General features: G+C 64.4%; 13 protein-coding genes, 1 other RNA gene and 1 pseudogene. 3 read left to right on the top strand and 12 right to left on the bottom strand.

Annotated features, from left to right (window positions below):
* Nucleotides 1-15: 15 nt before the first annotated feature.
* The 4 genes and pseudogenes from GGQ88_RS02395 to GGQ88_RS02380 all read right to left on the bottom strand — a co-directional run.
* Nucleotides 16-1,254 (bottom strand): annotated as a pseudogene (locus GGQ88_RS02395) (3-hydroxyacyl-CoA dehydrogenase); the annotation flags it as partial.
* A gap of 36 nt (nt 1,255-1,290) precedes the next feature.
* Nucleotides 1,291-2,526, bottom strand: a complete 1,236-nt coding sequence (locus GGQ88_RS02390; protein ID WP_183611411.1) for a serine hydrolase domain-containing protein — start codon at nt 2,524-2,526, stop codon at nt 1,291-1,293.
* On the bottom strand, nt 2,523-3,314 hold the full coding sequence (locus tag GGQ88_RS02385) for a thioesterase family protein (RefSeq protein ID WP_183611410.1): 792 nt from the start codon (nt 3,312-3,314) through the stop codon (nt 2,523-2,525). The genes GGQ88_RS02390 and GGQ88_RS02385 overlap by 4 nt, the downstream gene beginning before the upstream one ends.
* A gap of 196 nt (nt 3,315-3,510) precedes the next feature.
* Entirely contained in the window at nt 3,511-4,398 is an 888-nt protein-coding gene (locus tag GGQ88_RS02380) for a LysR family transcriptional regulator (RefSeq protein ID WP_183611409.1), read from the bottom strand.
* 98 nt (nt 4,399-4,496) lie between these two features.
* Between GGQ88_RS02380 and GGQ88_RS02375 the strand changes: the two genes are divergently transcribed.
* Nucleotides 4,497-5,609, top strand: coding sequence for an S-(hydroxymethyl)glutathione dehydrogenase/class III alcohol dehydrogenase (locus GGQ88_RS02375; protein WP_183611408.1), 1,113 nt, complete (start codon nt 4,497-4,499; stop codon nt 5,607-5,609).
* 300 nt (nt 5,610-5,909) lie between these two features.
* Here GGQ88_RS02375 and GGQ88_RS02370 read toward each other — a convergent pair whose 3' ends face one another.
* The 6 genes from GGQ88_RS02370 to GGQ88_RS02345 form a co-directional block, all read right to left on the bottom strand.
* Entirely contained in the window at nt 5,910-6,203 is a 294-nt protein-coding gene (locus GGQ88_RS02370; RefSeq protein WP_183611407.1) for a GIY-YIG nuclease family protein, read from the bottom strand.
* Between the two features lie 219 nt (nt 6,204-6,422).
* Entirely contained in the window at nt 6,423-7,202 is a 780-nt protein-coding gene (locus GGQ88_RS02365) for an SDR family oxidoreductase (protein WP_183611406.1), read from the bottom strand.
* A 146-nt stretch (nt 7,203-7,348) separates the two neighbouring features.
* On the bottom strand, nt 7,349-7,894 hold the full coding sequence (locus GGQ88_RS02360; protein ID WP_183611405.1) for an NUDIX hydrolase: 546 nt from the start codon (nt 7,892-7,894) through the stop codon (nt 7,349-7,351).
* On the bottom strand, nt 7,891-8,556 hold the full coding sequence (locus tag GGQ88_RS02355; RefSeq protein ID WP_246385403.1) for a TPM domain-containing protein: 666 nt from the start codon (nt 8,554-8,556) through the stop codon (nt 7,891-7,893). The genes GGQ88_RS02360 and GGQ88_RS02355 overlap by 4 nt, the downstream gene beginning before the upstream one ends.
* A 17-nt stretch (nt 8,557-8,573) precedes the next feature.
* Complete coding sequence (locus GGQ88_RS02350; RefSeq protein ID WP_183611403.1) at nt 8,574-9,404, bottom strand: TPM domain-containing protein; 831 nt, start codon at nt 9,402-9,404, stop codon at nt 8,574-8,576.
* A gap of 1 nt (nt 9,405) precedes the next feature.
* Nucleotides 9,406-10,047: a LemA family protein gene (locus tag GGQ88_RS02345; protein ID WP_183611402.1), complete on the bottom strand. Its 642-nt coding sequence runs from the start codon at nt 10,045-10,047 to the stop codon at nt 9,406-9,408.
* Between the two features lie 147 nt (nt 10,048-10,194).
* On the opposite strand from GGQ88_RS02345, the gene mscL reads away from it, so the two are divergent.
* Both mscL and ssrA read left to right on the top strand, forming a co-directional pair.
* Entirely contained in the window at nt 10,195-10,662 is a 468-nt protein-coding gene (gene mscL, locus GGQ88_RS02340; RefSeq protein WP_221214458.1) for a large conductance mechanosensitive channel protein MscL, read from the top strand.
* A gap of 134 nt (nt 10,663-10,796) precedes the next feature.
* Nucleotides 10,797-11,163, top strand: a transfer-messenger RNA (tmRNA) gene (ssrA, locus tag GGQ88_RS02335).
* A 107-nt stretch (nt 11,164-11,270) separates the two neighbouring features.
* On the opposite strand, the gene GGQ88_RS02330 is transcribed toward ssrA, so the two are convergent.
* Entirely contained in the window at nt 11,271-11,531 is a 261-nt protein-coding gene (locus GGQ88_RS02330) for a hypothetical protein (protein ID WP_183611400.1), read from the bottom strand.
* Nucleotides 11,532-11,669: 138 nt separating this feature from the next.
* Nucleotides 11,670-12,935, bottom strand: a complete 1,266-nt coding sequence (locus GGQ88_RS02325; RefSeq protein WP_183611399.1) for an N-succinylarginine dihydrolase — start codon at nt 12,933-12,935, stop codon at nt 11,670-11,672.
* Between the last annotated feature and the right edge of the window lie 125 nt (nt 12,936-13,060).

Below are 13,060 nucleotides of genomic sequence, written 5' to 3'. Positions count from 1 at the left end.
TGACGATATTTCAGTTCAGGCGTTGAATTTCTCGCCCGCAGCCGCCTTTCGGGCCAGCAGCGGGGCAACGGGCAGGCCGTGCCTTTCCAGCCCCGCGACGACGGTATCCAGCCCGATGTGGTCGGCCCAGAACATCGGACCACCGGTCCATGCAGGCCAGCCGTAGCCGTTGAGCCACACCGTATCGATGTCGCTCGCGCGTTGCGAGATGCCCTCGTCGAGGATCAGTGCGCCTTCGCTGATCATCGGATAGAGCAGGCGTTCGCGGATTTCATCCTTCCCGATCTCGCGCTGCGGCTTGCCTTCCTTGGCGGCGAACTGCGCAATGATCGCCTTCACTTCGTCCGATGGCGTACGCTGGCGGCTGTCGTCGTAGTCGTAGAAGCCCTTCTTGGTCTTCTGGCCCCAGCGGCCCACGGCACACAGCGCGTCGCGCAGGGACTCGATCCGATTGGGATCGCGGTGCCATCCGATGTCCACGCCCGCCAGATCGGCCATCTGCCACGGCCCCATCGGGAAGCCGAACTCGAGCAGCGCTTCATCGACGTCCCAGTAGTTTGCGCCTTCCATGATCAGCGCGTGGGCCTGCGCCTGACGCGGCGACAGCATGCGGTTGCCGATGAAGCCGTGGCATACGCCCGAGACGACCGGGACTTTGCCGATCTTCACCGAGAGCGCCATCACCGTGGCCAGTTCGGCCATACCGGTCTTTGCCCCGCGCACGACCTCGAGCAGCTTCATCACGTTGGCGGGCGAGAAGAAGTGCATGCCCAGCACCGATTCCGGGCGGCTGGTGGCAGCGGCGATCTCGTCGATGTCGAGATAGCTGGTGTTGCTGGCCATGATCGCGCCAGGCTTGGCGACCTTGTCGAGCTTGCCGAACACATCCTTCTTGACGTCCATGCTTTCATAGACAGCCTCGATGATCAGGTCCGCCTCGGCCAGCGCACCGAAATCGAGCGTCGGGTTCAGGCGCGCCATCGCGGCCTCCGCATCGGCGGCATCCATCTTCCCGCGCTTGACCGTGTTCTCGTAGTTCTTGCCCATCGTCGCCACGCCGCGATCGAGCGCTTCCTGCGTCATTTCGACGATGGTTACAGGGATGCCCGCGGTCAGGAAGTTCATCGTGATGCCGCCGCCCATCGTACCCGCGCCGATCACGCCGACGCGGCCTATCGGAAGCAGCGCAGTGTCTGCGGGAATGTCGTCTACATGTGCTGCCAGTTTGCGGGCAGCGTCGATATGCTCTTTGGCACCGGGAATGGCATCGGACATCGTGGTCTCTCCGTTTCAGGCGCGACTTGCGGTCAGCGCGCTGTAGATCAGCGTCTTCAACTGACGCCGGATGGGGTAGATGGACGAGGGCAGCAGCTGGGTCATGAACACCGCGTGGACCTTTTCGACGGGGTCCACGAAGAACGCGGTCGAGAATATCCCGCCCCAGTAGAATTCGCCCGCAGACCCCGGCACCAGCGCGCGCGCCGGGTCGATGGTCATGCCGAAGCCGAGGCCGAAGCCCGCGCCTGCGTTATAGGCCTCGCTGAACAGCGCGCGCGAAACCTGCGTCAGGTCGGCGCCGCCGGGCAGGTGGTTGGTGGTCATCAGGTGCAGCGTCTTGGGGCTGATCAGGCGCACGCCGTCAAGGCCACCACCGCCCACCAGCATCCGGCAGAAGCGGTGATAATCCGCTGTCGTCGAGAGTAATCCGCCACCTCCGCTTTCGAAGCGCGGCACTCGGCGCGTGCCCGATTTCTCTGCCGGGTCGAGCAGTTGTGGCGGCTCACCCGGCTCGTAGTTCCACGCGTCGGTCAGCCGGTGCACCTTGTCGTCGGGGCAGAAGAACGCGGTGTCGTCCATGCCCAGCGGTCCGGTGATCCGCGTCCGAAAAAACTCACCAAGGCTCACCCCCGAAAGCCGCGCGACGATCACGCCGAGCACGTCGGTGCCGACCGAATAGTTCCAGCCATCGCCCGGATCGAATTCCAGCGGCAGCTTGGCCAGTTCGGCGATGAAGTGGTCGTTGCCGGGCAGGCTGGCGTGGCCATCGAGCCGCGCCTTGCGATAGGCGGCATCGACATTGGTGCGGTTCTGGATGCCGTAAGTCAGGCCCGACTGGTGCGTGATCAGATCGACCATGCGCATCGCTGCGGCGGGGCGTGGTGGCGCGAATGCCGCCTCCGCGCCGCCGCCGGTGTAGACGCCGAGGTTCGCGAATTCCGGCACAACCGACGTCACCGGATCGTCGAGCGCGACCTTGCCTTCCTCGACCAGCATCATGAACGCGATCGAGGTCAGCGGCTTGGTCATCGAGGCGATGCGGTAGATCGCGTCCGGGGCGAGCGGCGTGCCATCGGCGCGCGCCTTGCCCGAGGTGTGGCGATAGACCGCCTCGCCATCGCGCGCGACCAGCACGTCGAGCCCCGGTAACTTGCCCGGCGCGACGTAGCGCTCGTCCAGAAACGCACCGATGCGTGCCAGCCGCGCGGTATCGAAGCCCATTGCTTCAGGGTTTGCCAGGTCCGTCATCCGAAGATCGCCACGCTCTGCAACCCGCGCATCACCTCGACGCCATCGCTGTTCCACATCCGCAACGTCTCGCTGCTGAAGCCGTCTGCCATGTGGTTCGAAGCGGTTTCGAGCAGCCACCAGCCGTCGTGCGTGGTCGGGTTGTCGCCCAGCAGCGTGAACGACCAGTTGATCGAACTGATCGGCCCCTCGCGCTCCATCTCGCGCAGCGAACCGGGCGGTAGTGCGTCGCCGATCAGCACCAGTTCGCCCACCGGGACCAGTCCGCCGCGCGCCTTGAGCCGCACCCAGCGCCGGATCACGCCGGCCTGCGCGCCCTCGCGTTCGGCATGGCGAATGTCGAACTTGCGGATGAAGTGCAGTCCCGGCCGGCTCGCGGCAGGCCTGGCGTCGGCGTAGGGGACAAGGTTATCAAGGACCTGCGGCGCGACTTCGCCGTTGGATGGCCGTGCGCTGCCGAACAGCCACAGCCCGCGATGCGCCAGCGCGCCATCGGAGGTAAGGTCGGTCTGGATTTGGCTGACGCTACGCCCTTCGCGCAAAACGCTGACGGTGATGGCGAGGTCCGGTCCGACCGGCGCGACGAACCCGACCTGTGCACCGCGCAACGGCGGAAGGTCGGGCAAGGCGGCGCGCACTGCGGCATAGGCGAGGTACGACGAGGCACCGCCATACATCGTGCGCCCCTGCAACCAGCCATCGACGCCAAGAAGCTCGAAGCGCTCACCCACGCGCGACATGGCTGCCACAGTCGCGGCGATGTCGGAATCGTCAGCAGCGCCGCTCATGCGCGCGGCGCGCCCGCGACCGTCATGCGAACCTGTTCGTCCAAAGTCCTCTCCTCGCGCATATGCCTTGCGACTCCCGCTAGCTTGCTAATGCAACTTTACGTGAGGGGAAAGGGCAGGAACCCCCGGATAGCGGCCACTTGAGAGGCTTACGCTACGGCACACAAGCGCCGACGAGCGATAAAAATTTTGGCGGTCAACCTTCGCTCATGGCGGCGGGCAATTCGCGGCGCAGTTTGTCGATCAGCCGCTGGACCTTGGGCAGCAGATGACGACGCTGCGGATAGACCGCCCAGATCGGGTCGTCGGCGGGCCGGAACTCTGTCAGCACTTCGACCAGCCGCCCTTCGGCAAGCGCGCGACTGACGTAGAACGTCGGCAACTGGCACAGCCCCATACCCGAAAGCGTCGCCTCGAGCACCGCAGCGCCGCTGTTGCAGCGCCAGCGGCCACGCGGCCTGAGCGAACGCGGCTCACCGTTCACGCGAAAACGCCACACGTCCGCATTGGCGAGCAGGCATTCGTGCTGCTCGAGATCGTCCACGACCAGCGGCTCGCCCTGCCGCACGATATAGTCGGGCGCGGCGCAAGTCATGATGCCGCGCATCGCGATCTGCGTTGCGATCAGGCGGCTGTCGGGCAGGGTGCCGGTGCGCAGAGCCAGGTCGAAGCCCTCGGACACCAGTTCGACCACGCGGTTGGTCAGGTCCATTTCGACTGAGAGCCTGGGATATTCCTGCACATAGCTGTGCACGATCCGCGCGATGAATCTTTCACCCAGCGACGTCGGGCAGGTGATCCGCAACTGGCCCTGCGGCTCGCCCTGCAGGTCGAGCATCGCGATCGCCTCGTCGCGTTCGGCGATCAGACGGCGGAACTGATCGACCAATGTGCGGCCGGTGTCGGTCAGGCTGACTGCGCGCGTGGTGCGGTGGAAGAACTGCGCTCCCAGAGACTGCTCCAGCCGGGCGACCGCGCGGCTGACATGCGAGGTTGATGTCCCGAGGCGCTTGGCCGCGCCCACGAAAGTGCCCGTATCGGCCACCGCAACAACCTCATCAAACCCATCCCAGCGATTGCTCATTATTCTCGTCTTGCAACAGTGTTTCGCACAATGCGCAATTTAGCAGGTTCGCTGAAATTATGCTATCGCGCCGACCACGTCATTCGGAGACCCGCATAATGAAGACCCGCGCCGCCGTTGCCTTCGCCGCCAAGCAGCCACTCGAGATCGTCGAACTCGACCTCGAAGGGCCCAAGGCCGGCGAAGTTCTGATCGAGATCATGGCCACCGGCGTGTGCCACACCGACGCCTACACGCTCGATGGGTTCGACAGCGAAGGTCTGTTCCCCAGCGTGTTGGGCCACGAAGGCGCAGGGATCGTGCGCGAAGTCGGCGCGGGCGTAACCTCGGTCAAGCCCGGCGATCACGTGATCCCGCTTTACACGCCAGAATGCGGCAAGTGCAAAACCTGCCTGTCAGGCAAGTCCAACTTGTGCACCGCGATCCGCGCGACGCAGGGCAAGGGGCTGATGCCCGATGGCACGACGCGCTTTTCCTACAAGGGCCAGCCGATCTTCCACTACATGGGCTGCAGCACCTTCTCCAACTTCACCGTCCTGCCAGAAATCGCGGTCGCCAAGATCCGCGAAGACGCACCGTTCCAGTCCGCCTGCTACATCGGTTGCGGCGTGACTACGGGCGTGGGCGCAGTGACCAAGACCGCCAATGTCCAGCCCGGTGACAACGTTGTGGTCTTCGGCCTCGGCGGGATCGGTCTGAACGTGCTGCAAGGTGCTCGGATGGCGGGCGCGAACAAGATCATCGGTGTCGACCTCAACCCCGACCGCGAGGAATGGGGCCGCCGCTTCGGCATGACCGACTTCCTCAATACCAAGGGCATGAGCCGCGAGGACACCGTCGCGAAGATCGTCGAGATGACCGACGGCGGCGCGGACTACACCTTCGACGCCACCGGCAACACCGAAGTGATGCGTACTGCGCTCGAAGCCTGCCACCGCGGCTGGGGCACCAGCATCATCATCGGCGTGGCCGAAGCAGGCAAGGAAATCGCGACCCGCCCGTTCCAGCTCGTGACGGGCCGCAACTGGCGCGGCACCGCGTTCGGCGGCGCCAAGGGCCGCACCGATGTCCCCAAGATCGTCGACATGTACATGACCGGCAAGATCGAGATCGACCCGATGATCACGCATGTCATGGGGCTGGAAGAGATCAACACAGCCTTCGACCTGATGCACGAAGGCAAGTCGATCCGCAGCGTGGTGGTGTTTTGAGGGCTTAGGCACAACAACCGTCGCCCCGGCGAAGCCCGGGGTCCATCTCGCTGTCCGGATTGCGCATCGCCAATGTGCTGGGTGAGCAACGACGACGGGATAGGCCCCGGCCTGCGCCGGGGTGACGACCAAGAAGGGTAATGGCTCGTCCTTCTTACCTGCGCCACCCACCGTCGCCTTGGCGAAGGCCGGGGTCCATCTCGCTCTCCAGATTGTGCATCGACAATGTGCTGGGTGAGCAAAGACAGCGGGATAGGCACCGTCCTGCGTTAGGGTGACGAGCTATTTCTATGGATTTGGCTAGAGATAAGCTAAATCATGGTACAGATCTCGCCAATCGGGGTTCTGGGCACGGATCAGCCGCAGCTTCCATTGGCGTTGCCATTCTTTGATCCGCTTCTCGCGCACGATGGCATCTTCGATCCGATCGTACGATTCGGCGTAGACGAGACGAGTAAGGCCGTACTTGTGGCAGAATTCTGAGCCGTTTCCATCGCGGTGCTGCTGGACCCGGCGAGGTAGGTCAGACGTAACGCCCGTGTAGAGCGTGCCGTGGGGGCCGTTCGACATGATGTAGACCCAACCGCCCTTCATCTGTCCAGGTTAGCTGCTTGCCCGACTGTTGCACCGGCAAAATGCCCGAATCAGCCAGAACCGAACAATCTCCCCCATTGCCCGTCGCCCGGCGCAGGCCGGGATCTATCCCGCTGTCCGGATTAAACGAGGGCACTATGCGCGCTGATATTCGGGATGTTGGTAGTAATAGAGTGATGGGCCCCGGCCTACGCCGGGGTGACGGGTGAGGGGAGTGCCTCACATCGCAGAAATGCCGCCGTCCAGCTTTAATTCCGCGCCGGTCATGAACCGGCTCTCGTCGCTCGCCAGATAGAGCACGCCCGCCGCGATGTCGTCGGGCACGCCGATGCGGCCGAGCGGGATCTGGCGGGCGAGTTTGCCCATCACGACGTCCTTGTCGATGTTGGCGTTGCGGGCGATGCCGTCGAGGATCGGCGTATCGATGAAGGTCGGGTGGACCGAATTGCAGCGGATGTCCCAACCGCGCTTGGCGCAGTACAGCGCGACCGATTTCGACAGCATCCACACCGCTGCTTTGCTCGCGTTGTAGCCGGGCATCGTGTCCGAGGCGATCAGCCCTGCGATCGAACTGATATTGACGATCGAGGCGGGCTGGCTGTCGCGCAGCAGGGGCAGGGCCTTCTGGCAACCGAGGAAGACGCTGTCGACGTTGATGGCAAAGCCGCGATGCCAGTCCTCCAGCGTGCAGGTCTCGATGTCGCCGCGCACGCCGACGCCCGCGTTGTTGACCAGCACCGACAGGCCGCCCATTTTCTCGGCGGCGAGCGCGATTGCGGCGTCCCAGTCGTCAGGGCTGGTCACGTCATGGCGCGTCGCAAAGGCGGTGCCCCGGCCCAGTTCCGCGTCGATCGCTGAAGCCGTCTCGTGCGCACCATCGCCATTGATGTCGGTGAGCAGGACCTTGGCCCCTTCGCGCGCGAGCATCCATGCATGTGCCGCGCCCAAGCCCTGTGCCGCGCCGGTGACGAGCGCCTTCTTGCCGTTGACCCTGCCCATGGTTGTCCTCTCGCTCGTTCGCCAATGACTCTGCTTCCCCGCGAAGGCGGGGGCCTCAGGCCGTTGCGCGCAACCTCCTGAGGCCCCCGCCTTCGCGGGGGAGCAGCGATAGAAGATTATGGAAGCGACTTGCGCAAGGGCAGGGGTCAGTCCTGCATGATCCCCGGAGCCAGCAGAAGCAGCATCCGCACGTCGACAGCATAGCCATCGGCGCGCTTGCTCGCGAGGAAGCCTTCGATTTCCGTAACGGCAACCCGGTGCACGGTGATGCCTTCGCCCTCGACCCCGCCGCCATCGGAAACTTTTTCCAGATCGTGCGCGCGGAACAGGGTGAAGGCTTCGGTGACCATGCCGGGCGAGGAATGGAACTCGCCGATCGATTCGATCCGGCCCGGGCGGTAGCCGGTTTCCTCTTCCAGTTCGCGCGCGGCGGCAGTTGCGGCGTCCTCGTGCTCGGAACCGGCTTCATCGCCGATCAGTCCGGCCGGAAGCTCGATGCACGGGCGGCCCAAGGGCACGCGGAACTGTTCGACGAGCAGCACGTGGCCGTCGTCGATCGCGAGGATCACCGCCGCCTTGATGTTGCGCGTGCGGCTGACGTACTCCCAGCGCCCGCGCGTCTTGGCGGCGATGAAGCGGCCTTCCCAGCGCATCTGCTCGGGCTGCTCGCGATACTCGTCTTCAAGACTCATACTTCGATCAACCTGTCGGGCAGTTCGTTGCGGTCATTCTCGGCGCGGGGAAAGTGCTCCGCCAGCACTGTGCCCACTTCGCCGACCGCCGCCGCCATGCCTTGCGCCATGCGGCCCTGCCGCAGCGGATCGAGCATCGCTTTCATCGCCACGCCCCAGGTTTCGGGCGAAACCCTCGATGCGATTGCCGCATCGGCAATGATCTCGGCGCGGTGTTCGGCAAGGCTGAGGTAGATCAGCACGCCGGTATGACCGGTCGTCCGGCTTTCCGCGCCCACGCGGAAGCAGGTCAACGCGCGTTCGCGCACGCGGGCGTTGCTCACGCGCTTCGGTGTCAGCCAAGCCCCAAGCGGCGTAAACCGCATCAGCAGGTACATGGCGAGGAACTTGATCGTACCAACGATCAGCGCAAGGCCAAGCACCGCGCGCGGTGTCCATTCGAAGGCCCACAGCCCGAGCAGGCGCTCAACCAGAGGCAGGTAGAACCCCGCACCGATCTCAAGCGCGCATAGCGCCACGAACGCCACCAGCGCCGACCACACCAGTGCAACATCGCGGTAGGAATCCGAGCGCGGCGTGACGATCGTGACGATCTCGCCCGCGCTGTGCATCTCGGCTGCGGCAACCGCGTCGGAGACCAGCTTGTGGTCAGCCTCGGTCATGGGTGTCAGTCGTGCCATCACCAGCCCCCCGAAGCGCCGCCGCCGCCAAAGCCGCCGCCACCAAATCCACCGAAGCCGCCTCCGCCGCCTCCGCCGCCACCGCCCCAGCCACCGCCGGAATCGTGGTCATGGTCCGAGGCGGACCGTGCCAGTTCGCTTAGGCCCCACAGCACGATGCCCGGATCGATCCCGCTGCGCCGCTGACGATGGCCGCGCTTGCCGCGTCCGAAGATGCCGAGGAACACCACGATCAGCACCACCCAGAATATCGCGCTGGCAATGGTCGATCCGCCGCCAGACGCGTTTTCGCGCTCCGCCGCCTTGGCCGCCTCTGCGACTGCTTTTGCGTCGGCTGGCGTGCGATTGAGCTGGGTCAGAATCTGGTCGATCCCGGCGTTGATGCCGCCCGGATAGTCGCCCGCCTTGAACCTTGGCGTGATGGCGCCTGCGATGATCCGCCCGGCCAGCACGTCGGGCATGTACTCCTCAAGCCCGTAGCCGACCTCGATGCGCACCTTCCGGTCATTTGGAGCGACGAGCAGGATCAGGCCCTGGTCGGTTTCCTTGCCGCCAACGCCCCAAGTCTGGCCAAGTTCGGTGCCATACGTATCGATGTCTGCCCCGTCGAGCGAAGCCACCGTCGCCACGATGACGGAGCGCCCGGTCTGTGCGTTGTACGCCGCCAGCTTCTGCGCCAGCGCCGCTTCATCGGCGTCGGGAATGATGTTCGCCTGATCCAGCACCGGCCCGGCGGGACGTGGCGGGAACGCCGCGTGCGCCGTCCCTGCTGCGAACAGCAGGAACAGCCCCGCGAACGCGTGCCAGAAAGCCCGAACCGGGCGTGTCATGTCAGTTGCCCGACGCTGCCGCAGCAGGTGCCGCCGGAGCAGGCGTGTTCATGTCGAAATTGACCGTCGGCGCGACTTCCGAACCGGCAGCCGCCTTGAACGGGACCATCGGCTTGGCACCGTGGATCAGCTTGGCACCGATCGCGTCGGGGAAAGTGCGGATGGTCGTGTTATAGGCCTGCACCGCTTCGTTGTAGCGCGTGCGCGACACGTTGATGCGGTTCTCGGTTCCTTCCAGCTGGACCATCAGGTCGGCAAAGCGCGCCTGGCTCTGCAGTTGGGGATAGTTTTCCACCACCGTGCGCAGCTGGCCCAGGGCCTGGGTCAACTGGTTCTGCGCGTTCTGGAATTTCTCGAACTCGGCTGGGTTCGACAGGTCGTCGGTCGTGATGTTGATCGACGTTGCCGCAGCGCGCGCATTGGTCACGTTGGTCAGGATCGTCGTTTCCGACGCTGCCGCACCCTTGGCGGTCGAGACCAGGTTCGGGATCAGGTCGGCGCGGCGCTGGTATGAGCTTTCGACGTCAGCCCAGCGCGCCTTGGCCTCTTCCTCGGCGGCAGGCACGGAATTGATGCCGCAGGCCGAAAGGCTGGCGGCGGCTACAGTTGCGAAAGCGATCTGGCCAAAGCGTGAAGCAACCATCGACATCATACCCCTTTGCAGGATCGCACGCGCGATCCGTCATGGCGCAAGAGATAGCGCAAGGGCGCGCCACTTCAAGGTGTGACCGATCTGCAACCGATTGAGGGTTGTGGCGTTCGACCCGGAGTGGCAACCAGAGGAAGGGTCATGGTTAATAATGTGAAGGGGGAAGTTGTGAGCGTTCTGGGAGAGTTCAAGACATTCATCGCGCGCGGAAACGTGCTGGATCTGGCGGTCGGCGTGATCATCGGAGGGGCGTTCGGCAAGATCGTCACCTCGCTGACCGAGAGCGTGATCATGCCGATCGTCGGCTGGATCACCGGCGGCGTTGATTTCACGAAGTATTTCGTGCGGCTGGGCGATGTGCCTGCCGATTTCAAGGGCGACCCGACCGCCTATGCGGACCTCAAGACCGCTGGCGTGCCGATGATCGGCTATGGCGATTTCATCACCCAGGCGGTCAACTTCGTGATCGTCGCGTTCATCATCTTCATGATCGTCAAGGCGGTCAACCGGATGACGGTGAAGCCCGAGGAAGCACCGGCAGCACCGGCCGGGCCGACCGAGGTCGAACTGCTGGCTGAAATTAGGGACGCGCTCAAAGCACGCGATTGAGCGACAGCCTGCTTTCGTCATTCCCGCGAAGGCGGGAATCCAGCGCGCGCCGTGAGTGCCTCTGGGTCGCCGCCTGCGCGGGGATGACGATTTAGGGATGGAACAGGACTAGCTGAGGGGCGGGAGCAATCTCGCCCCTTTTCATTTGGCGCGGCATCCCTATATCGATCCCTGCCGGTTTCGACCGGCTATGGTGATAAATTGCGGCGTGCAATAGATATATCGGACCCGGGGGCGGTACCCGGCGGCTCCACCATCACTACTGATCGCTCGCGGTCAGGCCTTGTTGTCGCAAGGGTGTTGATGGGGCCGAACTAGGATCGACGTGTATTGAAAAGCGCTGTTTTTGCCCAGGCTGAGTAACCTGTTATAGGCTCACAACCCACAAGTGCCAACGACAACGAAGCACTTGCTCTCGCTGCATAATTCTAGGGGCTAACGCCCTGAAGTTATAAGGTTAGAGCACGGTTCGGACCGAACCGGGTAACAGAATCGGAAACCGGGGGCTGGGGGCGAGCCTAGCAACAGAATCGCCCCACCTACCTTCACATCTGCGATCAACACACCCGTCACCCCGGCGAAGGCCGGGGTCCATCACGGTGGCCTTGTCAGTTGCCGCCGGACCCCACCACCGTCACTTTCGCCGCAGCCGCTGCAGCCTGCTCCATCCGCACCGCATCGAGGATCTTGGCACCCGCGATGAAGACCGCGCCGGTCGCGGCGACGAACAGCATCTTGCCACCGTACCCCGGATACTCGGTCAGGTAGCCCCTACCGCGTTCGACGCAGCCCAGCGCCAGCGCGTAGATGATCGCAAATGCCTCGAAACGGGTCTTGATGACGAACAGGCGGGCGATCTTTTGCAACATGCGGGCAATTATCCTCTTCTGCCTGACGTCGTAGCAACCATCATGCCAAACCATGTTCTGCGGGCAAGGCCCTTGTTAAACATTCGTTCACTGTAAATGGCAGCGACAGCGTCGGGCGGCCGGAATACGCGCGACCGGTCAGGCAAGTTCCGCAAGACCGAGCGCGTCCAACAACCTGTCCCGCGCTGATACGACCGTGAGCATCAGAGTTTTCCGCCCAAGATCAGCAGGATCGATCTGCTCGGGCCAATGCGCCGCGATGGTTCGCGCGACCAGATCGGCTTTGGCCTCGTCCAGGAGGAAGCGAGGATCGACGGTGGCAGGATCGGCGACAACGCGCAGGCGCAGGCACGCAGGCCCCCCGCCATTAGCCATCGACTGGCGCACATCGACCGGCAACACCCGTCGGATTGGCCCGTTCGAGGAGAGCATTCCATCGAGCCAGACGCGCACCGACGGCGTCTCCCATGCCTCGAGCGGGATCACCAGCGCCATCTCGCCGGTCGGCAGGGTCAAGAGTTGCGCGTTGAACAGGTAGCTCTTGATCGCATCGCCAAGACTGACAGCATTGGCTGGCACCACGACGATTTCGGCCTCGGGCAGCTTGGCGCGGATTGCGGCATATGCGTCCTCGGGATTGGCAAATGCCTGTTCGTGGGTAAACAGCACGCGCTCGTTGGCGACCGCGACGACATCGTTGTGGAACGCGCCCGCCGCGATGGCTTCGGGCGCCTGCTCGATGAACAGGCAGGCGTCGGGCGAGAGGCCATGCAGACGGGCGACCGCGCGGCTGGCCTGTTCGTGCTGGCGGGCTGGGAACGCCCCGCCGCTTTTGCCATAGACGAACAGTTCGATGCCCGGGGCGGCGTGACTGGCCCCCATGCGCATGTGGTTGGCCGCGCCCTCATCGCCGAAACAGGCGGGCACCGCGTCGTGGACGGCGAAGTGCGCCTCATCCGCAAAGGCCAGCCGCAACTGACGGACCGTGTCGGGCCATTCCTGCGAGCGGTGGGGCATCGTGACGAGGTTGGCGGCGGTCAGGTGGCAGCGTCCGTCTGTGGTATCGGGCGCGGGGCTGACCGTGGCGGCATTGGCGGTCCACATCGCACTTGCTGACCACGCAGCGGCACGCAGGCGGCGCTGGTCGGCGTCGGTTTCGTCGATGGCGGTCAGGCCAAGCGCAGTGAGCAGCACCGGGTTCGGTCGCGGCAACGGCACGAACAGCCCCTGCGCCAGCCCCAGCGCCAGATTGTGCCGCATCTTGGCAACGCCCTGCAGCGCGGCGGCGCGCGGGTAGGATGGCGTACCGGCATGCGCGGACGAGGCAAGGTTGCCCAGGCTCAGCCCTGCGTAATTGTGGCTCGGACCGACAAGGCCATCGAAGTTGATTTCAACGAGAGGCATCAAAATCTTCCTGTAAATCTATCCTAGACCCGTTCGTGGGGGGGGGGGGGGGGGGCCCCCCCCCCCCCCCGGGGAGGGAACGCCAACCCCAACGGGGGCGGGGGAAACAAGAAAAACAAAAAGCC

Origin of the sequence: Novosphingobium hassiacum, assembly GCF_014196055.1 — a bacterium.
Taxonomy (GTDB): Bacteria; Pseudomonadota; Alphaproteobacteria; order Sphingomonadales; family Sphingomonadaceae; genus Novosphingobium; species Novosphingobium hassiacum.
This window is presented reverse-complemented; position numbering and strand designations above follow the sequence as displayed.